The organism is Pseudomonas sp. NFX183 (genome assembly GCF_047943075.1).
In the GTDB taxonomy this organism is placed as follows: Bacteria; Pseudomonadota; Gammaproteobacteria; order Pseudomonadales; family Pseudomonadaceae; genus Aquipseudomonas.
In genome coordinates this window covers 5,312,730-5,339,383 of sequence record NZ_CP181333.1, presented here as the reverse complement: position 1 = coordinate 5,339,383, position 26,654 = coordinate 5,312,730, and the positions used below count along the sequence as shown (strand labels likewise).

Below are 26,654 nucleotides of genomic sequence, written 5' to 3'. Positions count from 1 at the left end.
GTAGCGTTCAGCCAAGGCTCGTCTGCACCAAGCATTCCGCCGACATCAGGCCTCACAAAAACAAGAGATTTTCACGGCGCCTGGCTAACCATCCGAAAAGCCACCTCCAGGCATACGCTTAAGCATCACGTCTCAAGTTTTTAAACCGGCTGCCATACATGCGTTCTCATTTGCCTGCTGCGTCATGCCCGTTGAGGCTTGCTATCGTCCAGGTTTTTGCTGCCAAGCAGGGCGGACGACGGCAGTTAATGACGTAGACTGTTAAACTCGCCCTTTCGAATTCCATGTGTGATCAGCGCAGGAGGCTTAAATGTCTGTCCTAACCCGCAACAATGTACGCGTCCACGGTTCAGGCCCTGTCACTCTAGTTTTTGCGCATGGTTTTGGGTGTGATCAGAACATGTGGAGACTCGTCGAGCCGGCATTCCGCGACAACTTTCGGACGATTCTTTTCGACGTTGTAGGCTGTGGGAAGTCAGACCTCTCAGCCTATGAGGTTGTGAGGTACTCATCATTGAAAGGGTACGCGCAGGACATCGTGGAGATTATTGAGGAGTTTGCGGATCGCCCGGTCATATTTGTTGGGCATTCTGTCAGCGCTATGGCGGGCGTAATCGCCGCGAATAAGCGGCCTGATCTATTCGGGGCGCATGTCATGGTTGGGCCTTCACCGTCGTATATCAACGATGGTGAATATTTTGGTGGTTTCAGCAGGGAGGACATCGACTCACTTCTGGAGACGTTGGAAAGCAACTACCTCGGCTGGTCGAGCTCCATGGCCCCCGCCATCATGGGCGCGCCTGGACAGCCCCATCTTGGTGTCGAATTAACCAATAGCTTCTGCCAGACAGACCCTGATATTGCGAAGCGGTTCGCCAGGGTGACGTTCCTATCTGATAACCGCACTGACGTGGCCAAGCTACTGGCGCCGGCGCTGATTATTCAGTCATCCGACGACATCATTGCACCTGTCGAAGTAGGTCGTTACCTCAACAAGGTCATCCCGGATAATCGTCTTGAGGTGATAGAAAACGTGGGGCATTGCCCGCACCTGAGTGCTCCTGATCTATGCATCAATTCGATCCAAAGCTTCATTGCAAGCGTTCAGGGTCGAATTGCTCATGGCGGCTAATGACGACCCAGTCCCTGATGCCGACTTGCTTTACGAGCACGCTCCCTGCGCCCTCATTATCACCAGCAAGGCCGGTTTAATCCTTCGCGCAAATGCCACCTTCTGCGAATGGTTGGGATACTCCAAAGATCAGTTGGTTGGCCGACGTAAACTACAAGAGTTGCTGACTGTCGGAGGACGGATTTTCCATCAAACTCACTGGATGCCTTTACTTGAGATGCAGCGTTCCATCTCCGAGGTAAAGCTTGAGTTTGCGACGTCTGAGGGTAAAAAATTACCGATGATTCTCAATGCAACAAGGCGGGAGCACCTTGGCGGCATTTTCGATGAGGTTTGCGCGTTTGTAGTGATCGAGAGGCATCGATTCGAGCAGGAAGTGCTGATTTCCAAACGGCAAGCTGAGGAATCGCTCGAAGCTCACCTAGCTCTTCAGCGGGATTTGTCGGTTGCCGATGCAAGGCTGCGAGTTGCTCTAGAGTCGGCCAAGATGCACGTTTGGGACGTCGACCCGGTGACACTTGAGCGTCGTTACGATAACAGCGTCGCGCAATTGCTCGGTTACCCGTCGAACCAAGATGTTTCAGCGTCAGTTTACTCAGACCTGATAGACCCTAATGACCTTCCAAGAGAGGCCGAGTTATTTTCGGCGGCTCTCGGATCGGTAGCTCAGGAGTATCGCTGCATTTATAGGTTGAACGGCGTTGACGGCGTTCAGCGCACGGTACTCTCCACTGGGCGTGCGGCATTCGACCCAAATAACAAGCTCGTTCAGTTTGTCGGTATCCTTCATGACATCACAGACGTAAAACGGGAGCAGGCAGCAGCAGAAGACCGTGCTCTATTCTCTGAGCAAATGATTGGGATAGTGAGTCACGATCTGCGTAATCCCCTATCGGTGATCTCAATGGCCACCGAGGTGCTGGAGCGGAATGATCTGTCCCCCAGGCAGCAGAAATTGGTTCGGCACACTCAGGAAGCGGCGCAAAGGGCACGCAGGCTTATCAACGATTTGTTGGATTTCACGCAGGCCAGAATAGGACGCGGTATTGGGGTAACAAAAACGACTATCGACCTACACCTGCTGATCGCTGCGGCTGTCGAGCAGCTTCGAATCGTTTATCCCAAACGAGAGCTTCTGCATTCAACCAATGGGCAGGGTCTATGCATGGCTGACAGCGATAGGCTTACGCAGCTTGCAGGTAACCTTATTTCCAATGCTGTTACATATGGAGCGGTGGATCGCCCGGTGACAGTAACCTCCTCCATTACGGAGCAAGGTTTCGAGCTGGTAGTGCACAACTGGGGTACACCGATTCCTCCAGACTTCCTCGCCACGGTCTTCAGTCCAATGACTCGTGGTGTCAATCTTGCGCAAGATAGTCGCAGCGTTGGATTGGGGCTTTTCATTGTCCGCGAAATCGTGAAGGCACACGGCGGCACGGTTTCGGTTAGCTCAACCATTGAAAGTGGGACAGAATTCAAGGCTACTTTTCCGTTAAAGTAAGCCTGTGACCCTGTTAAAAAACACTTTCGCCAGATGCAAAAAGCCCAGCGCGGGCTGGGCATTGACGGCTGTTAAGCTCCGATGCGAGAAAGCGCTGGAGCGTTCCAGCAAAGTCCGTCGGACAGACCCTTTTCTTTTTGCCCTGCGCATATCCCCCGCGTCCCGCCGACCGACGATCACACTCGCATCCTGATTCGCTACAACTCGTTACCCACCAACGCATCACGCTCAACTTTATAAAAAACGGTCTCTTGGGTGCGCCCGGCGACATCCTTCGTCGCGGAATGCGACAACCTCCCGCCGATTGTCTGCATGGCCCGTTGTGAGCGAATGTTCTGAGCGCCGATATGGAACCATACGGTGTCGACCCAACGAAATGCGTGGTCGAGCATCAGGCGCTTGAGTTCCCCATTCGCCGCGCCGCCCCATTTTTCGCGGGCTAAAAAGGTGTACCCAATCGCAACCTCACGTTTTTCTTCACTGAAGTCGTAGTACCGAGAACTGCCTATCACCGCATGGCTGGCACGGCCGATCACCACCACAACGCTCTGCGACGTTAATGCCTCGTCGAACCACTCACGAAATATCGGCGCCTGATAGCGGGTTGGACTCGGGTGCTGAGCCCACAGCAAAGGATCGGCGGCGACGCGGTACAGGGCTTCGAAATCTGCGCTGTCCAACGGGCGCAACTCAAGCGTGTGCCCGACGATGGACGGCGGAATGGGCAGCGATTGCACCGATGTTTCTCCATAAGTTCGATGTGGGCGGGTCGTGACGCGTAGGCCGTTAGCATCGCAAATAATCAGCCTATTTGCGCCAGGCCGATGAGCAGCCAGGCAAACATCACTCAGGCTTGAACACTCAAAAACCCACAATAGATTTTATGTAGAATCTATTTAATAGATATTTGCAGTCATGCATCTTCATTCTCGCTTGAGAAATTCCTCAACGAACACGACCCAAGCGTCGTGCTTGACCTACGATTAAAGGCCTGATGAGGCCGAGGTGATGCAATGAGTTTGAAAGACAACATTATCGGGCAACTGGGCTTCGGCACGGCGCCGCTGGGCAACATGTTCCGCGCCATTGACGAAGACGAGGCGGCCGCTGCCGTCGCCGCCGCCTGGGCTCAAGGCATCCGTTTCTTTGACACAGCGCCGCTGTATGGCGCCGGCTTGTCCGAGACTCGCCTGGGCAAACAGCCCCGCGTATCCGGCGGTTGCCGCACACCGTTTGAAAGGTACGACCTACAGCGTCGCCCTGGTTGAAGGCAGTAACGAATAAACCCTATTGATCGGAGAGCGACCATGCACCCGCATAAAACCGCAATTGTGTTGATTGAATACCAGAACGACTTCACCACCCCCGGCGGAGTGTTCCATGACGCCGTGAAAGGCGTCATGCACACCACCAACATGCTGGCAAACACCGCCACCACGATTGAGCAGGCACGCAAGCTGGGCGTGAAGATCATCCACTTACCGATCCAATTTGCCGACGGCTACCCTGAGCTGACCACACGCTCCTACGGCATTCTCAAGGGCGTCGCCGACGGCAACGCCTTTCGCGCCGGCACCTGGGGCGCCGAGATCAGCGACGCGCTGACGCGCGAAGCCGCCGACATCGTGATCGAAGGCAAACGCGGGCTGGACGGGTTCGCCACCACCGGCCTGGATTTGGTCCTGCGCAACAATGGCATCCAGAACCTGGTCGTCGCAGGCTTCCTGACCAACTGCTGCGTCGAAGGCACGGTTCGATCAGGGTACGAAAAAGGCTATGACGTGGTGACCTTGACCGATTGCACCGCGACGTTCAGTGAAGAACAACAGCACGCAGCCGAGCAGTTTACCTTGCCGATGTTTTCGCAAACGCTGCAACACACAGCGTTTCTGCAGGCGCTGAACGCCGAATGAAAAAAGGGGCGACTCAGACTGAGTCGCCCCTTTTTTGTGCATGCGTCACTCGGTCGGCGCGTACTGCATTTCACCGTTACCAAACGACCAGTCTTCGCGCTTCACGTCCACCAGGCTGATCCACACGTCTTCCTTGCGCAACCCGGTCCTGGCGTGAATGCCTTCGGCGATGAATGCGTAAAAAGCCTTTTTCACGTCAATGCTGCGCCCGGCGTTCCAGGTCACCTGGATAAACACAATCCTGGGCGTGTAGCTGATCCCCAGATAACCGGCCGCCGGGTACACCAGTTCATCCTTGGCATGACGGTTGATAATCTGGAATTTATCGTGCTCAGGCACGTTGGCAACGCTGGTCATCGCCGCGTACACCACCTCGCTGATGGCCGTCGCGGTGTCAGTAGAGGTGTCGGCGGCAAGGTCAATTCGGACTAAAGGCATGAACATATCCTTAACAGGGTGAGCGGCCATCCACACCGGCGGCCAGTGATACAACGCTAGTCGCCACCACAAGATTCATCAAGCGCATAATTTTCCAAAAGATGATGAATATTTCGCATGCTATTTCAAGACTTGAAGGCCTTCGTCACCGTGGTCGACAGCGCGTCACTGACCAAGGCAGCGCAAACCCTTTGCCTGACGCAGTCCGCGGTTTCTCGTCGCATTCAGCACTTGGAAGACGCCTTGGGCGAAGCATTGTCACGCACTGGAGTTCCGAGCTCGAACAACGCCTGTTCCTCAGCGAACTGGATGCGGCCACGCTGATGCTGCCCGCCGCCAATAGCCCGCCCGCCTCGCTGCAAGCGCAACGGATTGCCACACAAGCGCACACCACTGCTGGCCCAAGGCATTGCCGACGGTTTGCGCCAGCGAGACGCAGAGGATGCGGCGCTGCGCAAGGCTCACGCTCGAACGCCGCGTTAATCGGCACTTAAACCATCGGCGAATGACTGACGACCCGCAGCGCCAGGCCCTCATAGGCATCCAGCGTGATCGTAAATTCACCCTCGGCAGTGAGGTCGCCCTCAACCCGTTCATTGATGATGTCCACCACCGGCCCCGGCGCGATATTGGGCAGGTGCAGGGTTTCGGTGATCGCGCTGTTGCTAAAGTTGAGCGCGGTAATCTGCGTGCCCTTCCCAGCCGGCAACTCGTGGACCATGATCAGCAAGCCGGGATGCTCGACGTCCGGCACCAGAATCTGCCGGCTGGCGGCGATGCCATAGGCACTGCGCACCGCGAGGATTTTTTGCAGCTGCGAGGCAAACGACTGCGGGTCCTGCAACTGCTGGTTAAGGCTGCCATACAAGGCTTTGGAGCGCGGCATCTGCCCCGCCGACAGCTCGGCCTCGGGGTTCAGGTCCACCAGGTCGTAGGCGCCGCGATGCACCCAGCGGGTATCGCCGTCGGCCATCAAATGCGCGACTTCATCGGCCGCCAACGGCAGCGCGCCAACCAGGTCCCAACCCGACAAGGCAAACACCCCGGGCTGCATGGCGTTGTACATCACCAACAACAAATGGATCTGCCGGATCTGCTCGATATCGGCCGGCGTAATCGCCTCCAGGTCACGAATACCCAGCGCTGCAGTGATGATGCTGGCGGTGGTGCAGGACACGCCATTGGTGACGAATTTGAGGTTATACGGCGCATGTTCGCCGGTCAGGCGTTCGTACATCTGTTCGCGAATATGCTCACGCAAAATGTTGCCGGGGAAAGTCTGGCCCTGGTAGAGGTAGTTGTCGTGGGCGTGCAAGGTCCAGAAATGCACCAGCTCCAGGGTCAGCTCATCGTGGTTCTGCAACGCATGAATCAGGGAGCCTGGGTCGATGCCCTGGCTGTGCATTTCGCGCAGCATCAGGCGCAGAAACTCGGTGTCGCCCATCAGCAACGCATGCTGATACGCCGGGCGCGTGATGAAGTCATAGGACAGGTCCGCGCCGCCGTGTGACATCGAGGCGATGTCGTCCACCGTCAGGTTAAGCTCCTGAAAGCTGAACCCACCGGCCTTGCGAATCGCGCCGCCGAGCAACTGGTTGCCGGTAATCGACAGCGGATGGCTCTCCGACCAGGCACCGCCCTCGAGCTTGCGCTCCACCCCCAGAAAGCCGTTGGCATCCAGGCGCAGGATTTTGGCGCCCATCACGTCAATCGCATGCAGGGCGTCGCCGATGATCATTTGCTGCGCGGCGAACGAAGGGTCCAGCCAGTTCAGCGACGGCTGGCCTTCCTTGAAGTAATGCAGGTAGACCCAACGGCGCGGCTTGCCATCCACGCCGACCACCACCGGGGTAGCGCTCCAGTCGGTTTCCTTCACGCCGGGCTCAAAGAAGATCACCCGCTGCAACTGGCCGACGATGTAATGCTTGTCGCGCAGCGCATCCACCTGCACCGGGCTGAGGTTCTGCGCGTCCCGGCCTTCGGCGACCTCGGGCAACATCGGCCAGTCTTCTTCGCGGATTTCCACCATGTGGTAGAGCCCGGGATAGTCCTCGTACGCCATCTCGGCCAGGCGAAAATCCGCGCCCTTGCCGGTGTGGGATGGGATCACGTCGTCGATGATCACCGCATTGTGCGCAGCGGCCATGCGCGTCAGCGCCTGCAGCTGCGCCTCGGTGCCCAGCTGCGGGTCGATTTCAAAACTGATGCGGTCAAAGTTGCCATCGATGGTCGGCGTATGCCGCGTGCCAGAGAGCCCGCCGGATTTTTTCAGTGGGCCGTTGTGAATGCCCTGGATGCCGATCTTCGACAACGCATGCCACAGGCTTTCATCCCCCAGCGCCTCCAGCACCGTGCCGTTTTCACGGGTCACGATCGAGGCCGGGTAGGCGGTAAACCACACCGACGACAAGGCTGAAGCATCACGCGGCCGGGTATGCGCATACGGCTGCTGCCACAATCGCCCTTGCCCCGAATAGAGCTTGGCGCGCTGGCGCGCCGCGTGCAGCATCGATTGCTCAACCAGCCAGTTCACATGATCGTTGTCCGCCGCCGTCATAAGCCCGTTACCTGTGTGCGTGAAAAAGTTATCTGTAAGCATAGGAGCCGCCACGGGTGCGATTCGTTGCATTGCAATTTGCACTGTACGTGCAGCGCAGTTCGTAGGCGTTGAATCGCGCACTGGACTTGCCGGGCGCATGAGCAAAATCACGCGGCGTCATTTGTGGCCACCGGGAACCGTCATCTAGTCGCTCGCCCCTGGGCGCTGCTCGCGGCGAAGCTCAATGGCTCAGGTCTCACGCACGGCCTTGCGTCGCCTGCCGATACTGCCTCGGTGTAAACCCGGTCAACGCCCTGAACTGTCGCGTGAACGCGCTGTGGTCGGTGTAGCCGCATTGCAGCGCGACCTCGGTGATCGGCAGTTCGGTATGCAGCAGCCGGTGTGCGTGTTCCAGGCGCACTTTCTGGATCATCTGCCGTGGCGTGAGGTGGAAAACGCGTTTGCAGTAGCGCTCCAGCTGCGCCACGGAAATGCCGGCGATGCGCGTCAGTTCACCGAGGCTGACGCGCCGGTTGAAATGCGTGCGGATGTGCGCGTCGACAGCGGCCAGGCGCTGGTATGCCGGGTGCGTTTCGCTGGCTGACTGCAGGTCGACGGAGATGCCCGCCAGGCCGATGATCTGGTTTACATCGCTGTACAGCGGCCATTTGTGCGTCAGGCACCAGCCGGGTTCGCGCGTGCCATAGAGGTGCAGTTCCAGCTGGTCCTCAAGCACAAACCCCTGTTCCAGCACCCGCCGATCCTGTTCGGTATAGCCCGGCCCCAGTTGCGCGGGGAACACTTGCGCACTGGTCTTGCCCAGCAGCGGTTGCAGCTGCTTGAGCCCGCAGCGCTGCACCAGCGTGTGGTTGGCGAGCACGTAACGCGCCTCGATGTCCTTGATAAAGATCGCGGCGTTGGGGATCACGTCGAGCATCGGCAACAGCTGCGCCACCCCCGCCAATAGCTGCTGCATGTCGTGGGGACGATTGGCCTGAAAAAGGCTCGCAAATGCGCTCGGCAGCATGAACTGGACTCCCCTGTTTTCGAGCAGATTGCCCCATGCCGAAGTGACTGTCGAGCGCGGCAAACTGTGCCGAATTCGTCATCCACACAGGCGCAAAACATCAATCGCCACGCCCTTGATGCGTTCAGGATAACGCCACTACCTGCCTATCCAATAACTCACAAGAAGGCGCCGCCATGTCTGCTCAAGGCAAGTTCAAGAAACAACTTTCACTGATGGACCTGACCTTTATCGGGCTGGGCGCCATCTTCGGTTCGGGCTGGCTGTTTGCGGCCAGTCACGTCTCGGCCATCGCCGGGCCGGCGGGGATTTTTTCCTGGCTGATCGGCGGTTTCGCCGTGCTGCTGCTGGGCATCGTCTATTGCGAACTCGGCGCCGCCCTGCCCCGTGCCGGTGGCGTGGTGCGTTACCCGGTGTATTCCCACGGCCCGCTGTTGGGCTACCTGATGGGCTTTATCACGCTGATTGCGTTTTCAAGCCTGGTGGCGATTGAAGTGGTCGCTTCGCGCCAATACGCGGCCGCCTGGTTTCCCGAACTGACCAAGGCCGGCTCCAGCGACCCCACCACCCTGGGCTGGCTGATGCAATTGGCGCTGTTGTGCCTGTTCTTTGTCCTTAACTACCGCAGTGTGAAGACCTTCGCCATCGCCAATAACCTGGTGAGCGTGTTCAAGTTCATCGTGCCGCTGCTGGTGATTGGCGTGCTGTTCACCTTCTTCAAACCGGCGAACTTCCAGGCACAGGGTTTTGCCCCGTTCGGCCTGTCGGGCATCGAGATGGCGGTGTCGGCCGGCGGCGTGATTTTTGCCTATCTGGGCCTGACGCCGATCATCTCGGTGGCCAGTGAAGTGAAGAACCCGCAACGCACCATTCCCATCGCGTTGATCCTCTCCGTGCTGCTCTCGACGGCGATCTATGTGCTGCTGCAAACCGCGTTCCTCGGCGGCGTGCCGACCGAGATGCTCGCCAATGGTTGGGCGGGGATCAGCAAGGAACTCGCGCTGCCTTATCGCGATATCGCCCTGGCGCTGGGCGTGGGCTGGCTGGCGTACCTGGTGGTGGCGGACGCGGTGATCTCGCCCAGCGGCTGCGGCAATATCTACATGAATGCCACGCCACGCGTGGTGTATGGCTGGGCGCAGACCGGCACGTTCTTCAAGATCTTCACGCGTATCGACGAGAAATCCGGCATCCCGCGCCCGGCGCTGTGGCTGACCTTTGGCCTGTCGGTGTTCTGGACCCTGCCGTTCCCCTCCTGGGAAGCACTGATCAATGTGGTGTCGGCCGCGCTGATCCTAAGCTACGCCGTCGCCCCGGTGACCGTCGCCGCGCTGCGCCGCAATGCACCGGGCATGCCACGGCCATTTCGGGTCAAGGGCATGGCGGTACTCGGCCCGCTGTCGTTCATCATCGCCGCGCTGATTGTGTACTGGTCTGGCTGGAGCACCGTGTCGTGGCTGCTCGGCCTGCAAATCCTCATGTTCGGGGTGTACCTGCTGTGCGCACGCTGGGTGCCGACCGCGCACCTGAACATCAAGCAGCAAGTGCGCTCATCGGCGTGGTTGATCGGCTTCTACGCGGTGACCCTCCTGCTCTCCAAACTCGGCAGTTTTGGTGGCCTCGGCGTGCTCAGCCACCCGTTTGACACGCTGATCGTCGCGGCCTGCGCCTTGGGCATTTATTACTGGGGCGCGGCCACCGGCGTGCCTGCCCACCTCGTACGCCTGGAACACGAAGACGACGAAAGCGAAGTCGCCAACGAGCCCCGGCACAGCACGCTTTTGTCCCCGGCTACCCACTGAATGGAGCGTTTTATGAAACGGTTGCACGTGATCGACTCCCATACCGGCGGCGAACCCACGCGCCTGGTGCTGGACGGCTTTCCCACGCTGACAGGCAGCAGCATCGCCGAGCAACTGGAGAACCTGCGCACCGAGCACGACCTGTGGCGCCGCGCCTGCCTGCTGGAACCGCGCGGCAATGATGTACTGGTCGGCGCGCTGTACTGCGAGCCGGTCACACCGGGTGCGACGTGCGGGGTGATCTTCTTCAACAACACCGGCTACCTCGGCATGTGTGGCCACGGCACCATCGGGCTGGTCGCCTCGTTGCACCACTTGGGGCGCATTGAGCCCGGCGTGCACAGCATCGACACGCCGGTCGGCCCTGTAACGGCCACCCTGCACGAAGACGGCGCCGTGACCCTGCGCAACGTGCCCGCCTATCGCCATCGTCACCACGTGGCGGTGGACGTGCCAGGCCATGGCGTGGTCCACGGCGACATTGCCTGGGGCGGCAACTGGTTTTTCCTGGTCTCGCAGCACGGGCAAACGCTGGAGATGGGCAACGTCGACGCCCTCACCGACTACACCTGGACGATACTCAAGGCCTTGGAAAACCAAGGCATCCACGGCGCCGATGGCGCGCTGATCGACCATGTCGAACTGTTCGCAGACGACGCCAACGCCGACAGCCGCAATTTCGTGATGTGCCCCGGCAAAGCCTACGACCGTTCGCCGTGCGGCACCGGCACCAGCGCCAAGCTCGCGTGCCTGGCCGCCGACGGCAAGCTCGCGCCCGGTGCGACCTGGGTGCAAGCCAGCATCACCGGCAGCCAATTCGAAGGCCGCTATGAATGGGACGGCGAGCGCGTACGCCCGTTTATCACCGGCCGCGCCTACATGACCGCCGACAGTACCCTGCTGATCGACGCGCAGGACCCTTTCGCCTGGGGCATCTGAGCCCCGATTTTTTACTGAACGCTGCAAGGAGTTAAAACAATGAGCGACAACATTTTCACCGGTTGCATCCCCGCGCTGATGACCCCGTGCACGCATGAGCGCACGCCGGACTTTGACGCCCTGGTGGCCAAAGGGCGCGAGCTGATCGATATCGGCATGAGCGCCGTGGTGTACTGCGGCTCCATGGGTGACTGGCCGTTGCTCACCGAGGCCCAGCGCCAGGAAGGTGTGGCGCGCCTGGTGGCTGCCGGTGTGCCGACCATTGTCGGCACGGGTGCGGTGAACAGCCGTGAGGCGGTGGCCCACGCAGCGCACGCGGCCAACGTCGGTGCCCATGGCCTGATGGTGATCCCGCGCGTGCTCTCACGCGGTGCGTCGGCCACCGCGCAAAAGGCGCACTTCTCGGCCATCCTCAATGCCGCGCCAAACCTGCCGGCGGTGATCTACAACAGCCCGTATTACGGTTTTGCCACCCGCGCCGACCTGTTCTTCGAACTGCGCCGCGAACACCCCAACCTCATCGGTTTCAAGGAATTCGGCGGCGCTGCCGACCTGCGTTACGCGGCTGAAAACATCACCTCCCAGGACGATAACGTGACCTTGATGGTCGGCGTCGACACCCAGGTGGTGCATGGCTTCGTCAACTGCAACGCCACCGGCGCCATCACCGGCATCGGCAATGCGCTGCCACGCGAAGTGCTGCAACTGGTGGCCCTGAGCAAGCAAGCCGCCAAAGGTGACGCCAAGGCGCGGCGCCTGGCCCGCGAACTGGAAGCGGCGCTGGGCGTGCTGTCCTCCTTCGACGAAGGCTGCGACCTGGTGCTGTATTACAAGCATTTGATGGTGCTTAACGGTGACCAGGGTTACGCCCTGCACTTCAACGACACCGACGTGCTCAGTGATGCGCAGCGGCGTTATGCCGAGCACCAGTACGCGCTGTTCCGCCAGTGGTACGCCAACTGGTCGGCCGAACAGAACCTCGCCTGAGCCCTTGCGCGCCGCTGTGCTTCTCACAGCGGCCAACCCTCATTTTTCCAGGACGACCCCATGACTCTGACGGGCAAGATGCTGATCGGTCAGCAAGCAATTTCCGGCCATCGCGAAGCGATTCGGGCCATCAATCCCGCCACCGACGCGCCACTGGAACCGGCTTACGCCGGCGGCAGTCGTGAGCATGTCGAACAGGCGTGCGCCCTGGCGTGGGCTGCGTTCGACACGTATCGCGAAACCTCGCTGGCCGAGCGCGCCAGCTTTCTGGACGTCATTGCCGACACTATCGAAGCCCTCGGCGATGAGTTGATTGAACGCGCCATGGCCGAAACGGGCCTGCCGCGCCCGCGCATCCAGGGCGAACGCGGCCGCACCTGCGCGCAGTTGCGTAGCTTTGCGCGCACCGTGCGCGCCGGTGAATGGCTGGGCGTGCGTGTCGACACCGCGCAGCCCGAGCGCCAGCCGTTGCCACGCCCAGACTTGCGTCAACGGCAGGTGCCACTGGGACCGGTGGCCGTGTTTGGCGCGAGCAATTTCCCCTTGGCGTTCTCGGTGGCGGGCGGTGATACCGCATCGGCCCTGGCGGCCGGCTGCCCGGTGGTCGTCAAGGCACACGGTGCCCATCCCGGCACCAGTGAACTGGTCGGACGCGCGGTGGCCCAGGCGGTGAAGGCCTGTGGTTTGCCCGACGGGGTGTTTTCACTGCTTTACGGCGCGGGCACGGACATCGGCATCGCGCTGGTCACCGACCCGCGCATCAAGGCCGTGGGTTTTACCGGTTCGCGCACCGCTGGCATCGCATTGACCCAGGCGGCGCAGGCGCGGCCGGAGCCGATCCCGGTGTACGCCGAGATGAGCTCGATCAACCCGGTGTATTTGTTTCCTGCCGCGTTGCAGGCACGTGGCGAAGCATTGGCGCAGGGGTTTGTTGCGTCGTTGACTCAGGGCGCCGGGCAATTTTGTACCAACCCTGGGTTGGTGATTGCCGTCGCAGGCAGCGCACTGGATGCTTTCATCGCCAGCGCAACGCAGTTGCTGCGCGGTTGCGCGGCCCAAACCATGCTGACGCCGGGTATTTTCCGCGCGTACCAAAGCGGCGTGAGTAAGCTGGCCGAACATGCCCGGATTGCAGCAACAGGTCAGGCGGCCGACGGCCCCAACCAGGGGCAGGCGCACCTGTTCGTCGCCCCGGCCCACGACTTTTTGCGCAATCAGCACCTTCAAGCAGAAGTCTTCGGCGCCGCATCGCTGGTGGTGGTGTGCGCCAGCGAAGATGAAGTCCGCCAAGTCACGGAACACTTGGAAGGCCAACTGACTGCCACACTCCACCTCGATGATGCGGACGTGGCACGTGCCAAAGCCTTGCTACCGGTGCTTGAACGCAAGGCCGGGCGCCTGCTGGTCAACGGCTGGCCCACGGGTGTAGAAGTGTGTGACGCCATGGTCCACGGCGGGCCTTTCCCTGCCACCTCGGACTCACGCAGCACCTCGGTGGGCACAGCGGCGATCCTGCGGTTTTTGCGCCCGGTGTGCTACCAGGACTTCCCCGATGGCTTGTTGCCTCGCGCGCTGCAACAGGGCAACCCGTTGCAGTTAAGGCGTTTGCTCGACGGTCAGAGAGAGGCCTAGGCCATGTCCGATTCCAACACTGCAGACACCGTCGTCATCGGCGCCGGGATCATCGGCGTGGCCTGCGCGTTGCAATTGTCGCGTCAAGGCCGGCGCGTGGTGGTCATCGACCCGCAGCAGCCCGGTATGGGCGCCTCCTATGGCAATGCCGGGCACTTGGCGACCGAGCAGGTGTTTCCGATTGCCGACGTGTCGATCCTCAAGCGCCTGCCGGCGATGCTGATGGACCCCATGGGCCCGCTGCGCCTGGACTGGAAATACCTGCCGCGCGCCCTGCCCTGGTTTGCGCGCCTGCTGCTGAACCTGCGCCCGGCGCGCTACCGGCGCACGGTCGCAGGTATTCGCGCGCTGAATGAAGCCAGCCTGGCGGCGTGGCAACGCTTGTTGCAGAGCATCGACCGGCCACAGTTGTTGCGTCCAGACGGTTCCTTGCTGGTGTTTGAGCGCGCCGCGTCAGCTGAGGCGATCGATGCATTGCGCCTGCGCATGCAGCAGCAGAACGTGGCGGTGGAATTCTGGCCAGGCGATGCGATACGCCAGGTGGCGCCGCAACTGAGCGAGGCTATCCGAGGCGGCCTGTTTTTCCCCGCCACCGGGCATTTTATTGACCCGTACACCGTGGTCTGCGCACTGGTGAGCGCCGCCCAGGCCAGTGGCGTGCAGTTTGTGCAGCAGCGCGTGCTGGATGGGCGGCTGGAAGGCGCTGGCGTGTCGCTGATGACCGATCAAGGCGTCGTCACCGCGCGCCAGGTGCTGATCGCCTGCGGTGCTCACTCGGCCAGACTCACCGCGGCACTCACGGGTAAAACAGTGCCGTTGGATACGGAGCGCGGCTATCACTTGATGCTGCCAAGGGAGCAGCACCGCCTGCCATTTGCCGTCACCTCGTTTGAGCGCAAGTTCATCATGACGCCCATGACCGATGGCTTGCGCCTGGCCGGCACCGTCGAGTTCGCAGGGCTCGAACGCCCGGCGAATATGCAGCGTGCCTGGCAATTGCACCGGCTGAGCCAAGGGTTGTTCCGTGAGGACCTGAACGCGCAGGACGCGACCGCCTGGATGGGGTTTCGCCCTTCCCTGCCCGACTCATTGCCGATCATTGATCGGCTGTGCGACGGCAAGGTGTTGCTTGCCTTTGGGCACCAGCATTTGGGCTTGACACAAGCGGCGGTGACGGCGGAGATCGTCGCGCAACTGGCCGCCGCACACCCCTCGCTGTCCGGGCTGCCCACGCTTGCGCCCTATCGACTGGGGCGATTCTGAGCAACGCTGCCGGGTGCGGGCCTCAGTGGCCGGCCCTGGAGGCGTCCGATAAGGCATCCGCCGTCTGTTGAATCTCCTCGCGCATCCATAATTTTTCCAGCCAGCTGGCGGGGATGCCTTGGACGCCATAGTGGGCGCCCGCCAACTGGCCCACGATGGCGGCCGTGGTGTCCGCATCGTCACCCAGGTTTGCAGCGGCGAGCACGGCATCGGCAAAGCTGTCGGTGTGGTGAAAGCACCAGAACGCGGCTTCCAGCGAGGCAACCGAATAGCCGGAACCGACAATCTCGCCACGCGACTTGTTACGGTATTCGCCGGCGGCGATAGCCAGCACTTTGGGCGCCGTCAGCGCACTGTCCGAGACGCGCAACACCTCGTCTTTGGGCATGCCGCTCAAGGCCGTGCAAAGCGCCTGCGCCAGTACCACACAACACTCGATGGCCTCTGGGGCCGCGTGGGTTGTACGTGAACTGTCGATGGCAAAGGTGCGCACACGTTGCAGGTTCGGGAAGAAGAACAACACCACAGGCGCGAGGCGCATCATCGAGCCATTGCCGGCCGAATACGCGTGTGTAGAACCGGCAAATGGGTCGCCATGCTGCTGGAAAGCCGCCAGGGCCTCGCGCACGGTCATGCCGATATCAAAGCAGTCTCCCGTGGCACTCAAATAGCCCCATTGCCACCAGTTCAGGTACCGGCCCATCTGATCCTTCGCGTCAAAGCCGCCCTTGCTCAACAGGCTTTCGGCCAGGCACAGGGCCATCGATGTGTCGTCGGTCCACTGGCCAGGCTTCAAGCTGAACGGCCCGCCTCCGACCATGTCCGTCACGGCGGCAAATGTGCCGCGGGGCATAAACTCAACCGTGGTGCCGACGGCGTCGCCACAGGCCAGCCCAAGCAGGCTGCCCCGGTAGCGGTCTGACAGTGTTATAGGCATCGGTACTCCTTGATAGAACGTCGTCCAGATAGACAATCAACGCGCGTAGACTACTTGACCAGCCGCTTCTCCTTGGAGGGGCGATAGCCGAAATACGCGCTGTAACATTTGCTGAAATGGCTCGGCGAGACAAAACCGCACGCCACCAGCACGTCCACTTGGGACAGTTCGGTGTGCTGCAACAAGCGCCGCGCCTCGGTGACCCGCAGTTCCATGTAATAGCGCTGCGGCGTGGTGCCCAATTGTTCCTTGAACAGCCGCTCCAGTTGACGGCGTGAGCGCCCGGCGTAGACGGCCAACTGGTCGAGTTCCAGCGGTTCTTCAAGGTTGGCGTCCATCAGCTTTACCACTTCACGCAGCGGCGCACTGACGCAGACATTTTCCGTGGGTTTGATGCGTCGGTAACGCGACTCCTCGAACGCCAGAATGTCTTCAATGCCCTCGACCAGCGCCTTGCCGTGCAGGCCCTTGATCCAGTCCAGGGCCATGTGAAACGCGCCTGAGGGGCTGGAGGCCGTCAGGCGGTCACGGTCGATCACATAGGGCTCGCTGGTCACTTGGGCGGCCTTGGAGACCTCCGCCAGCGCCGGGCGATGTTCCGGGTGGATGGCGCAGCGATAGCCCTGCAGCAGTCCGGCGAGGCCGAGAAACCAGGCGCCGTTCCACAACCCGGCAAGGGCGACAGCCTGTTCGGCGGCGCTGCGTAACAGCTGGCTGAATTCGTCATCGGCCTTGAGTTCGGTACGAAAGCCGCCGCACACCACCAACAGGTCCAACTGCGGCAATGCCGACACGTCCAGGCGCGCATCGGGACGGATCACCAGGCCCAGGTCGCTGATCACCTCGCCGTCGCCGCAACCGAACGTACGGGTGGCAAACAGTTCGGGACGCAGCAGGTTGGCGGTGATCAGCGTGTCGAGGGTCTGGGTGAATGCGGGCAGGGAGAAGTGTTCGAGCAGCAGGAAGCCCACACGGGTAACCGGCGGCCGCTGCTGGGGGGAGTCATTCAGGTAGCGCAGGTTCTTGCCTTGCATGCCACCGCTGAATTGGCGTCTTTCCATCGAGGGTTGGCCCACGCTTATTGTTGATGCAGTGGGCGCTATCTTAGGGGCAAATGCAGGCGCTGTCCCTCGGCATTCCCCAGGCGTGGTGCCTGGGCGTGCGGTTGCCCCGGCGGCGCTGTTGAACGCCAGCCGAGTGCCTGATCTTTAGAAACCCGCCCGCCTTCCAGGCCAGCTGCCGGGCAGTTGCGGGGCCATCTGATACGGTTTTTTCTTTGCTATCTGCGTCTGTATCGAAAACGCCTCGAGGCGGACAATGGCGCCAACCCGACATTCCTGTCGCTCCCTTCCCTTCGGAGGCCTTATGACCAAGATGGCACTTTTCCTGTTCGGCTTTTTGGTGTTGACCATCGGCATCGGCTTGCTGGCGACCATCTCGCCCGTGTGAGTGCGTCACCGTCTCGAACTTTATCAACTCGCAAAGAGCATCGGGTACAGCGACACCACCAGCAGCCCGGCCATCGACACGTTGAACAGACGCAACCAACGCGGTTCACGCAGCACAGTGCGCAGGCCAGTGCCGCACACCACCCAGACACACACGCTGGGCAAGTTGACCACCGCAAACACTAGGGCAATCACCAGCACGTTGGTCACATAGCCCTCGGCCGGCGTGTAGGTGGTGATCGCCCCTAACGCCATGATCCACGCCTTGGGATTGACCCATTGAAACGCCGCCGCCCCGAGGAAGGTCATGGGTTTGGCGTGTTCGTTTTCGCTCTCGGACATGCCGCCGGAGGTTGCAATCTTCCACGCCAGGTACAACAAGTAAGCCGCGCCCACATACCGCAACAGGGTGTAGGCCCACGGAAATACCTTGAACACTTCGCCCAGACCGAGCCCCACCGAAATCACCAACAGCATAAAGCCGATGCTGATTCCCAACGCGTGGGGCATCGACCGGCGAAACCCGAAGTTCACACCCGAGGCCAGCAGCATCGTGTTGTTGGGGCCGGGTGTGATCGAGGACACGAAGGCAAACAGCACGAAGGCTGAGAGCAGGCTGGTAGACATGAACATGGCGCGGCATCCAGACGGCGGTGGTTGCCTGCGACAGTAATCGGTTGCAGCCCTGGCTGCCCCGTACAGCTAGGGGCGGATCGAGGAATACACTTTGGCGTTGTCGAGAAACTCGCGGGGGATAGGTCCACCAGATCCACACGGCCACGCTGGCAAGTACGCCGACGATAACAAGCATCAAGGTTTCTCCGGCAGTGGCGAGTGGAGTGCTTTCACTGACCGGTATAGTTGCTCACGCTGCTTGAATCTGCGCTGAACGCATCAAAAAAGGCCAAACGATGAGTGTCGGCACAGCGCCGTGATTGAGTTGCGGATATTGAGTGACACTCACCGCCGGTCAGGCAGAAAACGGTCCCCACTGACGCGCCGGGAACCGTTTTGGGCGTGGCTGACAACCTGCGGTCTCAGTTCTGCGGCCGTTGTTTGGTCGAGTCCAGTTCGGCTTTTTTAGCGGTGGAAATTTCAGTGATCTGCGCAGACTTGGCGATGGCCATGTCAAACGTGTCCTGCATGGTGGCAATGGCATCGGTCGCCGTGCCCTTCAGCCCGCCATTGGCTGCCCAGTCGAAGTTCCACACACCGGACAGGTTGTCGGCGCCGGCCACGTCGTGGGTTTCGATGGCGGTGAATACATCCGGGTGTTTTTCCATGTACTTGGCAGCGTCGGAAACGTTCGCTGGCACCTTGCCTGAGGCATTGCTGGCCAGTTGCGACAGCTCCTGCTTGGTGACGGCCGACTTGCCCGTCTGGCGCATGTAATCGGCAATGACCTTGCTGGACTTGGCAATGTTCAACTTGTCGTCGAAAGACGACGGCGAGGACTTTGGCGTGTTCGACCCGCCAGACGCGGGCGTTACGGTAGTAGACATCGGCGCTGCTCCCTCAATGGAACGAATGAAATCGTCGTGCTGACGATACCCCGATGCGGACGTTAGCATGGGCAAAGGGCCATTCCGCACGCTTCACAACATTTCACAACGGCTGGCCGATTTTCGCAGCATCTGGGCGCAGGTCATCCGCAAAAAAGCGCGGCGGCAGACCACTCGCACAGCACGTTTCGACACTGCGCAGAACCCCAATCGCCGCCGCCCTTGATGCTGCGTTCAGCCCTGACGCACATACGCAAACATGTGCGGCACATAGTCCGCTTTGCCCAGCGGCACGCCGTTATGGCGCAGGATGTTGTAGGCGGTCATCAGGTGAAAATAGAACTGCGGCGTGGCCCAATTGACGGCGTATTCGTTGCCGGTCATCTGGAAGGAGATACCACCGGGGAGTTCGATGGCGATGGATTCATCCGCCCGACGCTCAATCACGCTGCGATCAGCGCCGGCGAGCACTGCCAGCGTTTGGTCGATCAGTGCGAGCGCCTCAGCCATCGAGGTCGGTGCCTGCAGCGTTGACAGCGGCTGCCCGCTTAGCCGGTCGACCGCCTCGCGCGCCTGGGTGCAGGCGTAGCGAACCTGAGTCGCCAGGGGGTGCATGTCGGGTGCCAGGCGTGAATCGAGAAGAACTTGCGGGTCGAAAGCCAGCGCTGCAGCGTGAGCCTCACCTTTGGCGAGCAGGCCTTTGAGCGAGTTCAGCATCTGGGCGAAGCAGGGAATGGTAACGGTATAGAGCGACATCGTTGCGTCCTTGTCTGGGGTTGAACATCACATCACGTAGCGATCACGCCGCGTTGCTTGACCAGGCCTTCCAGGGTAAACCGGGCCTGCATCAGCACCACGTCGCGCACCAGTTCCATTTCCTTCTGGTTGACCTCGGCCCACTTCAACGCCTCAAGCAGCTTGGGTTTTTGCACCCGGAATGCCAGGCCTTGGGTGAACAGTGCCATCGAATGAATCACTGTGCGCTCGTCCTCCACCGCAAAACCAGCCAGGCGCGCGATCAGTTGGCGGATAACCCGGCCAATGCGCGCCTTGAAGCGATCCTCAAAGGCGGTTGTCGCGCTTTCTGGACACAGGCCGGCCTGGTGGCGGTCAAGAAACGCACGCCAGGCGGTGGTTTGCGGGCTGTCCTGGATGGTGGAAACCACCGTACCGAGGATGCCCAGCGACACGTCGATCAGGGTTTTATCGTCCGAGGCCTGATCAGCCAACGCACATTCGGCGGCCTCCACGCACGGCGCCATCTTGCGCCACAGCAGTGTGATCAAGTGCTCGACACACTCCAGATAGATGCCTTCCTTGCCGTCAAAATAGTACTGAATCGCCGGCGCGTTGACGCCCGCGGCCGTGGCGATGTCGCGGGTCGACGCGCCGTCGTAGCCGCGCTCGCCAAAGACCACGACCGCCGCGTCGACAATACGCGCGCGGGTTTCTTCGCCACGCTGATAACCACCCTCGGCGGCAGGTTTATGTCGTGCCATGTGCAGCTCCTTTCGAATACCGGACCAAAATATACCAGTTGACAAAAATTCGCGAAAAATGGAATTTATTCCATCTGTTATAAATCTGGAGTGACCCGATGTCCGCTGCACCTCCCTCGCCTCAGGTCATTCCTGAAGACACCGTCAACCGTCAACGCGGCAAGGCTCGACGGATACTGCTGACCATCGCCACCGTCGCACTTGTGGGTGCTGTGGGTTGGGCTGCCTGGTGGTGGCTCACCGGACGTTTCATCCAGACCACCGACGACGCCTACCTGCAAGCCGACAGCATCAGTGTGGCGCCCAAAATCAATGGCTACGTGGCCCAAGTGCTGGTCAGCGACAACCAGGACGTAAAGCGCGGCGATGTGCTGGTGCGCCTGGATGCGCGCAAATACCAGGCCGTCAGCGATGAAGCCTCGGCAACAATCGCCGCGCGCACGGCCGACTACGCCAAGGCCCAGGCCGACCTGGTGCAGCAGGACTCGACCATTGCCGAAGCGCGCGCGCAGTTGCAAGGCGCCGAGGCCGATGCAAAACACGCACAGACCGAAGTCGCGCGCTACGCCCCGCTGGCGCGTTCAGGTGCCGAGCCGGAAGAGCGCCTGGCGCAGCTGAATAACCAATTGTCCCAGGCCCGCAGCACCGTGGCGGCCAAGCAGGCCGCCTTGCGCTCCAGTCAGACCCGCTATGGCACGCTTGAAGCACAACTCAAACAAGCCCAGGCGCAACTCGGCGTGGCCAAGGCCAGCGAGGCGCAAAGCCAACTGGACGTGGATGACGCAGTGATTCGCAGCCCGCTGGACGGGCGCGTGGCCGACCGCGGCGTGCGTGTCGGTCAGTACGTGCAGCCCGGCACTCGCTTGCTGACAGTGGTGCCGATCAGCGCGATTTACCTGACCGCCAACTACAAGGAAACCCAGATCGGCGACATGCGCCCCGGCCAATCTGTCAGCGTGCACGTGGACGCGCTGCCAGGGCGTGATCTGCAAGGCCATATCGACAGCCTGTCTCCGGGCACCGGGGCGCAGTTCGCGCTGCTGCCGCCGTCGAATGCCACCGGCAACTTCACCAAAATCGTGCAACGCGTACCGGTGCGCATCTCGCTGGACATACCCGATGAGGTGCGCGCGGCGTTGATGCCTGGCCTGTCGGCAACCGTTGACGTCGACACCCGCACCCATGCCGCGGACGCCAATCATGGCTGAAGCGCTGATGGCCGAGGCCACAGAAAAACCGCGCAACGCCTCGCTGACCGACTGGATCGCCGTGGCTGCCGGCGCACTCGGCGCCCTGCTGGCGACGCTGGACGTGTCGATCACCAACTCGGCGCTGCCACAGATTCAAGGGCAAATCGGCGCAACCGGCACCGAAGGCACGTGGATCGCCACGGGCTATCTGATGTCGGAAATCGTCATGATCCCCCTCGCCGCCTGGCTGACCCGGGTGTTCGGCCTGCGCCGGTTCCTGATCGGCACGGCCTTGATGTTTACTGCGTTTTCGATGTTCTGTGGCCTGTCCTCAAGCCTCGGCGCCATGATCGCCGGGCGCATCGGCCAGGGCTTCGCCGGCGGCGCGATGATTCCCACCGCGCAAACCATCGTGCGCACGCGCCTGCCGCCGCACCAGTTGGCCATCGGCACCACGATGTTTGGCATGACCGTGATCCTCGGCCCCTTGCTCGGCCCGGTCATCGGCGGCTGGCTCACGGAAAACATCAACTGGCGCTGGTGCTTCTTTCTCAATCTGCCCATCAGCATCGCCCTGATCACCCTGCTGATCACCGGCCTGCCAAGCGAGCGCATGAACCTGCAACGCTTCATCAGTGCCGACTGGTTGGGCATCCTCGGCCTGGCCATGGGCCTGAGTTCGCTGACGGTGGTACTGGAAGAAGGCCAGCGTGAGCATTGGTTCGACTCGCTGCTGATCACGTGGCTGAGCATCGCCACGGTGATCGGCTTTTTCCTGATTGCGGTCGGGCAGTTGCGCTCGAGTACGCCGATCGTGCGACTGCAACTGGTGCTGAACAAGAGCTTTGGCAGCGTGCTGTTGATCGGTACCGCCGTGGGCGCCGGGATTTATGGCACGGCGTATCTGGTGCCGCAGTTCCTGGGCATCCTCTCGGGCTACAACGCGCAGCAGTCCGGCGCGATCATGTTGCTGTCGGGCATACCGGCGTTTTTGCTGATGCCCATTTTGCCGCGCATGCTCGGCCGCTATGACCTGCGCTGGATGGTCGGGGCCGGGCTGTTGCTGTATTGGGCCAGCTGCTTTGTCGACACCCAACTCACCACAGAGAGTGTCGGGCACGACTTTGTCTGGTCGCAGTTGTTGCGTGGTTTTGGGCAGATTCTGGTGATGATGCCGCTCAGCCAACTGTCGATGCGTTCGGTCGAGACCCGTGACGCCGGGGACGCCGCCGGGCTTTACAATATGTCGCGCAACCTGGGCGGCACCATCGGCTTGGCCTTGCTCGGCGTGCTGATGGACCGGCGCAGCCATTTTCATGACGACAGGCTGCGCGAAGGCATCCAGGCCAACAGCCAGTTGGCGCAGGACCACATGGCCAGCCACACCGCCAGCTACCTCGCGCAAACCGGCGATGCATCGACAGCGCAGGTGCAGGCGTTCGCACAACTGGCCAATGACATTGCGCAACAAGCCTCGGTGATGGCCTACAACGACTCGTTTTATGTACTGGGCCTCGCGATGCTGGCGTGCCTGCCCCTGATCTTCATCCTGAAAAAGCGCACGGTACAACGATGATTCCTCGCACCCTTCCCCTCTTGCTGACTGTCGGCCTGTTGTCGGCTTGCACCGTCGGCCCGGACTACCACGGCGCCCCCAACGTCGCGCCAAAAACCCTGGCGGCCGGGCACCTGCCGCACGCTGACAGCGCATCGGTAAGCGCTCCCGGTGTCGCGCAGTGGTGGCGAACCCTGGGCGACGCGCAACTGAACCAATTGGTGGAGCAAGCCCTGCAAAACAGCCCGGACATTGCCACGGCCCAGGCGCGCCTCAAGCAGTCCCGCGCAAGCCTCAGCGGCGCGCAAGCCAACGCAATGCCCAAGGTCACCGGGGATGCCGCGATGCTCAAACTGCGCTCCCCAGACACCTCCGCGCTGGGTGGCAGCAATGGCGGTGGCCGCGGCCCGTTGAGCCTGTACCTCGCCGGTTTCGATGCCAGCTGGGAGGCCGACCTGTTTGGCGGCACACGCCGTGCAGTCGAAGCCGCCCAAGCCGAGGCCGACGCCTCCCAAGCCCAGCTGGCTGACGCCCAAGTGCAATTGGCTGCGGAAATAGTGCAGGCCTACACCGACCTGCGCGACCAGCAAGCACGCCTGGCATTGGTCGACGCCAGCGTCGGCATCGAAAACCAGGCCCTGGACCTCACCCAGCAACGGCGCGAGCGCGGCGTGGCCTCGCAACTGCAACTGGAGCAGGTACTGACACAGGCCCAAAACACCCAGGCCCAACGCCTGCCGCTGCAAGCCGCCATCGTCGAATCGCTCGACCAGCTTGGCCTGCTCTGCGGCCTGGAACCCGGCGAGCTGGACAGCCAACTGGCCACCGCGCAGCCCCTGCCTTCTATCCCGGAGGCGGTGCCGGTCGCCGACCCGGCCGCACTCTTGAAGGCACGCCCGGACATCCGCATCGCCGAACGCAAACTGGCATCGAGCAATGCCCAGATTGGCGAGAAGACCGCAGACTGGTTTCCCAAACTGAGCTTGATGGGCGACTTGTCATTCTCGGCCGGTGACCCGGGGCACCTTGCACGCAAGGACAACGGCACCTGGTTGATCCTGCCTCGGATCACCTGGAACGCGCTGGATTTCGGCCGTGTTGCCGCCAGCGTCAAAGGGGCAGAGGCTGGACGTGACGAGGCCCTGGCCAACTATAAAAGCGTGGTGTTGAGTGCCTTGCGCGATGCCGACGTGGCGTTGGCGCGTTATGGGCACCAGCGCCAGAACGTGCTGCTGTTGCGCACGGTGGAATCTTCCGCAGTGCGTGCAGCCGACCTGACGCGTCAGCGTTACCGTGCAGGTACCGCGAGTACGCTGGATTGGCTGGATGCGGAGCGCACGCGCTATCAGGCGCAAGAAAGCCGGATCTCCGCGGACGCAGAGCTACTGAAGGATTTTGCGTCGCTGCACAAGGCACTGGGGCTGGGATGGACACGGTGAGCAGGCGATTGGCGGCAAATCAACTACCATGAGCCTTCATTCATGGCTACCGGCTTGCATTCGATGAGAGACTTACCGCCCACCGCCACCTTGCGCGCCTTTGAGGTTGCCACACGGCATGCCACCTTCACCTCGGCGTCGCAGGAACTGCATGTCACCCAAAGTGCTGTCAGCCATCAGTTAAAACACCTCGAAGCGATTTGGGGTCTGGAGCTTTTTCAGCGCGGCAAGTCGCTGACATTGACACCCGCCGGCGCCGCGCTAGCGCCGATCGTGCGTGAGTTTTTCATGAACCTGCAAGCCACCCTGTCTGACCTTCGGGAACACAAAGGCCGGGTGCGCCTCAAGGTCAGCACCACTTACTCCTTTGCGCTCAAATGGCTGCTTCCCAGGTTGCCGAGTCTGTCGCAGCAGCACCCGGAAATTCTGATCACGCTGGAAACCAGCGACAAGGCCATCACCTTTTCCAGCAGTGAATCTGACGTGGCGATCCGCCTGGGCAATGGCAATTATCCGGGCCTGCACTCGGAGTTTCTGCTCAGGGAACAGATTTTCCCCGTGGCCAGCCCCGATCTCCTGCACCGCTTTGGCATGCCACAAACGCCTGCGCAGTTATTGCGTTACCCATTGCTGACGCGCGACGGCGCAGACTTGGTGCCGAAGTGGGAGGCCTGGTTCCAGCATGTCGGCACGGGCATCGCGGCGCTCAAGGAAAGTGTGCGGTTTGCAGACACCAACATGACCATCGAGGCTGCGCTGCTGGGCCAGGGCGTCGCGCTTGCGCGCAGCGGGCATGTCGAAGCGCAGATCCGCGACGGCAGTTTGGTCAGGCTGTTTGATGTGCCGTTCGACTCCCCGGTGGCCTACTATTTTGTCTGCCCAAAAGGCATCGAATCGCAGCCCCACGTCGTCAGTTTTCGTCACTGGCTGATGGAAGCGTCACAGCAGGCTCAACTGAGTTACCGCTAAAGCATGAACGTTTGCTCATGCCAGGATGAGGGGACTTCGCTTTAGTGCAGGCGCGCCGTTGCTTAGGATGGCGCATGCCTTTTCATATCGTTTTGCTCATTCTGTTCGCCGCCCTCCTGCACGCCAGCTGGAACGCGCTGCTGCGTGGCGGCGCCGACAGGTTGTGGTCGATGACGGTGATGTGCCTGGCGGTGGCCACTGCCAGCGTGCTCATCGCGCCGTTCCTGGCGCCGCCCGCCCGGGCCAGTTGGTGCTACGCCGGGCTGTCGGCGGTACTGCATGTGGGCTATAACCTGTTTCTGGTACGCAGCTACAAGGTTGGCGACCTGGGGCAAACCTATCCGATTTCCCGCGGTTCCTCGCCTATTCTGATCGCCCTGAGTGCTGCGGTTTTTGTCGGGGAAGCAGTCACCGGCGCTGCGCTGCTGGGCATTGCGCTGGTGTCTGGCGGCATCATTTCCCTGGCGCTCAATAAACGCAGGCTTGCCGTTCCCAGCCTGCCGTACGCATTGGGCACTGGGGTTTTTATTGCGGCTTACAGCGTGACCGACGGTGTTGGCGCACGGCTGTCTGGCGCGCCTCTGGCGTATACCGTGTGGATGTGCGCGTTGTGGGGCGTGTTGATGCCTCTGGTGTATATCGGTTTACGTGGGACGCGCAGTTTGTTCAGCTGGCGGCCCGGTGTCGCGACGGCTTTGGGCGGCGGACTGGTCTCGCTGCTGGCCTACGGGATCATCATCTACGCCATGTCCACTGCGCCCATGGGCGCGGTGTCTGCATTGCGCGAAACCAGCGTGTTGTTTGCCGCGCTGATCGGTTATCGGTTTCTCGGCGAGGCATTCACGCTGCGCAAGTTTCTGGCCTGTGCGGTGATTGCGCTCGGCACTGTACTTATCGGCTGAGGCCGTCCGTTGCTGTCACACAGTGAGGTTTACGCGT

Annotated in this window: 24 protein-coding genes and 1 pseudogene; 15 read left to right on the top strand and 10 right to left on the bottom strand. The window is 61.2% G+C overall.

Annotated elements, in window-relative coordinates; translation table 11 throughout:
• Positions 1-310: 310 nt before the first annotated feature.
• Both ACM530_RS25045 and ACM530_RS25040 read left to right on the top strand, forming a co-directional pair.
• Complete coding sequence (locus ACM530_RS25045; RefSeq protein ID WP_145160953.1) at positions 311-1,132, top strand: alpha/beta fold hydrolase; 822 nt, start codon at positions 311-313, stop codon at positions 1,130-1,132.
• Positions 1,122-2,636, top strand: coding sequence for a sensor histidine kinase (locus ACM530_RS25040; RefSeq protein ID WP_369302932.1), 1,515 nt, complete (start codon positions 1,122-1,124; stop codon positions 2,634-2,636). Before ACM530_RS25045 ends, ACM530_RS25040 begins: the two co-directional genes overlap by 11 nt.
• A gap of 197 nt (positions 2,637-2,833) precedes the next feature.
• Here ACM530_RS25040 and ACM530_RS25035 read toward each other — a convergent pair whose 3' ends face one another.
• Positions 2,834-3,373: a GNAT family N-acetyltransferase gene (locus ACM530_RS25035; RefSeq protein WP_416363424.1), complete on the bottom strand. Its 540-nt coding sequence runs from the start codon at positions 3,371-3,373 to the stop codon at positions 2,834-2,836.
• Positions 3,374-3,649: 276 nt separating this feature from the next.
• Here ACM530_RS25035 and ACM530_RS25030 point away from each other — a divergent pair.
• Positions 3,650-3,835, top strand: a pseudogene (locus tag ACM530_RS25030) (aldo/keto reductase); the annotation flags it as partial.
• Positions 3,836-3,943: 108 nt separating this feature from the next.
• Positions 3,944-4,549, top strand: coding sequence for a cysteine hydrolase family protein (locus tag ACM530_RS25025; RefSeq protein ID WP_416363423.1), 606 nt, complete (start codon positions 3,944-3,946; stop codon positions 4,547-4,549).
• 45 nt (positions 4,550-4,594) lie between these two features.
• On the opposite strand, the gene ACM530_RS25020 is transcribed toward ACM530_RS25025, so the two are convergent.
• Positions 4,595-4,987 carry a tautomerase family protein gene (locus ACM530_RS25020; RefSeq protein WP_369302935.1) on the bottom strand — a complete coding sequence of 131 codons (393 nt, stop codon included), beginning with the start codon at positions 4,985-4,987 and terminating at the stop codon, positions 4,595-4,597.
• A 117-nt stretch (positions 4,988-5,104) separates the two neighbouring features.
• On the opposite strand from ACM530_RS25020, the gene ACM530_RS25015 reads away from it, so the two are divergent.
• A complete protein-coding gene (locus ACM530_RS25015) occupies positions 5,105-5,311 on the top strand; it encodes a LysR family transcriptional regulator (RefSeq protein WP_416363422.1) in 207 nt (68 codons plus the stop codon).
• A gap of 166 nt (positions 5,312-5,477) precedes the next feature.
• On the opposite strand, the gene treS is transcribed toward ACM530_RS25015, so the two are convergent.
• Both treS and ACM530_RS25005 read right to left on the bottom strand, forming a co-directional pair.
• Positions 5,478-7,544 carry a maltose alpha-D-glucosyltransferase gene (gene treS / locus ACM530_RS25010; RefSeq protein ID WP_404482950.1) on the bottom strand — a complete coding sequence of 689 codons (2,067 nt, stop codon included), beginning with the start codon at positions 7,542-7,544 and terminating at the stop codon, positions 5,478-5,480.
• A 238-nt stretch (positions 7,545-7,782) separates the two neighbouring features.
• Complete coding sequence (locus tag ACM530_RS25005) at positions 7,783-8,553, bottom strand: AraC family transcriptional regulator (protein ID WP_262210809.1); 771 nt, start codon at positions 8,551-8,553, stop codon at positions 7,783-7,785.
• Positions 8,554-8,729: 176 nt separating this feature from the next.
• Here ACM530_RS25005 and ACM530_RS25000 point away from each other — a divergent pair, with 176 nt between their 5' ends.
• The 5 genes from ACM530_RS25000 to ACM530_RS24980 are packed head-to-tail and all read left to right on the top strand — an operon-like array spanning position 8,730 to position 15,176.
• The gene (locus ACM530_RS25000) at positions 8,730-10,355 is read left to right on the top strand and encodes an APC family permease (protein ID WP_145160967.1); all 1,626 of its coding nucleotides are present in this window, start codon (positions 8,730-8,732) and stop codon (positions 10,353-10,355) included.
• A gap of 12 nt (positions 10,356-10,367) precedes the next feature.
• Entirely contained in the window at positions 10,368-11,294 is a 927-nt protein-coding gene (locus tag ACM530_RS24995) for a 4-hydroxyproline epimerase (protein ID WP_416363421.1), read from the top strand.
• A gap of 39 nt (positions 11,295-11,333) precedes the next feature.
• Complete coding sequence (locus tag ACM530_RS24990) at positions 11,334-12,281, top strand: dihydrodipicolinate synthase family protein (protein ID WP_416363420.1); 948 nt, start codon at positions 11,334-11,336, stop codon at positions 12,279-12,281.
• A gap of 60 nt (positions 12,282-12,341) precedes the next feature.
• On the top strand, positions 12,342-13,913 hold the full coding sequence (locus ACM530_RS24985) for an aldehyde dehydrogenase (NADP(+)) (protein ID WP_416363419.1): 1,572 nt from the start codon (positions 12,342-12,344) through the stop codon (positions 13,911-13,913).
• A gap of 3 nt (positions 13,914-13,916) precedes the next feature.
• Positions 13,917-15,176 (top strand): NAD(P)/FAD-dependent oxidoreductase, encoded by a 1,260-nt coding sequence (locus ACM530_RS24980; protein ID WP_416363418.1) that lies wholly within the window; start codon positions 13,917-13,919, stop codon positions 15,174-15,176.
• A gap of 22 nt (positions 15,177-15,198) precedes the next feature.
• On the opposite strand, the gene ACM530_RS24975 is transcribed toward ACM530_RS24980, so the two are convergent.
• The 6 genes from ACM530_RS24975 to ACM530_RS24950 all read right to left on the bottom strand — a co-directional run bounded on the left by ACM530_RS24975 (position 15,199) and on the right by ACM530_RS24950 (position 20,562).
• Positions 15,199-16,113, bottom strand: coding sequence for an ADP-ribosylglycohydrolase family protein (locus ACM530_RS24975; protein WP_416363417.1), 915 nt, complete (start codon positions 16,111-16,113; stop codon positions 15,199-15,201).
• A gap of 50 nt (positions 16,114-16,163) precedes the next feature.
• A complete protein-coding gene (locus ACM530_RS24970) occupies positions 16,164-17,147 on the bottom strand; it encodes a GlxA family transcriptional regulator (RefSeq protein ID WP_416365121.1) in 984 nt (327 codons plus the stop codon).
• A gap of 438 nt (positions 17,148-17,585) precedes the next feature.
• Positions 17,586-18,194 (bottom strand): LysE family translocator, encoded by a 609-nt coding sequence (locus tag ACM530_RS24965; protein ID WP_242197974.1) that lies wholly within the window; start codon positions 18,192-18,194, stop codon positions 17,586-17,588.
• A 404-nt stretch (positions 18,195-18,598) separates the two neighbouring features.
• A complete protein-coding gene (locus ACM530_RS24960) occupies positions 18,599-19,063 on the bottom strand; it encodes a hypothetical protein (protein WP_416365140.1) in 465 nt (154 codons plus the stop codon).
• A gap of 234 nt (positions 19,064-19,297) precedes the next feature.
• A complete protein-coding gene (locus ACM530_RS24955; RefSeq protein WP_416363416.1) occupies positions 19,298-19,819 on the bottom strand; it encodes a DUF1993 domain-containing protein in 522 nt (173 codons plus the stop codon).
• A 32-nt stretch (positions 19,820-19,851) separates the two neighbouring features.
• Complete coding sequence (locus tag ACM530_RS24950) at positions 19,852-20,562, bottom strand: CerR family C-terminal domain-containing protein (protein WP_369302946.1); 711 nt, start codon at positions 20,560-20,562, stop codon at positions 19,852-19,854.
• Positions 20,563-20,660: 98 nt separating this feature from the next.
• Here ACM530_RS24950 and ACM530_RS24945 point away from each other — a divergent pair, with 98 nt between their 5' ends.
• The 5 genes from ACM530_RS24945 to ACM530_RS24925 all read left to right on the top strand — a co-directional run bounded on the left by ACM530_RS24945 (position 20,661) and on the right by ACM530_RS24925 (position 26,617).
• On the top strand, positions 20,661-21,770 hold the full coding sequence (locus ACM530_RS24945) for an HlyD family secretion protein (protein ID WP_416363415.1): 1,110 nt from the start codon (positions 20,661-20,663) through the stop codon (positions 21,768-21,770).
• Positions 21,763-23,328 carry a DHA2 family efflux MFS transporter permease subunit gene (locus tag ACM530_RS24940; RefSeq protein ID WP_416363414.1) on the top strand — a complete coding sequence of 522 codons (1,566 nt, stop codon included), beginning with the start codon at positions 21,763-21,765 and terminating at the stop codon, positions 23,326-23,328. Before ACM530_RS24945 ends, ACM530_RS24940 begins: the two co-directional genes overlap by 8 nt.
• Entirely contained in the window at positions 23,325-24,746 is a 1,422-nt protein-coding gene (locus ACM530_RS24935) for an efflux transporter outer membrane subunit (protein WP_416363413.1), read from the top strand. Before ACM530_RS24940 ends, ACM530_RS24935 begins: the two co-directional genes overlap by 4 nt.
• Before the next feature lie 63 nt (positions 24,747-24,809).
• Positions 24,810-25,715, top strand: coding sequence for a transcriptional regulator GcvA (gene gcvA / locus ACM530_RS24930; RefSeq protein WP_242197986.1), 906 nt, complete (start codon positions 24,810-24,812; stop codon positions 25,713-25,715).
• Between the two features lie 74 nt (positions 25,716-25,789).
• Complete coding sequence (locus ACM530_RS24925) at positions 25,790-26,617, top strand: EamA family transporter (protein ID WP_416363412.1); 828 nt, start codon at positions 25,790-25,792, stop codon at positions 26,615-26,617.
• The last annotated feature ends 37 nt before the right edge of the window (positions 26,618-26,654 follow it).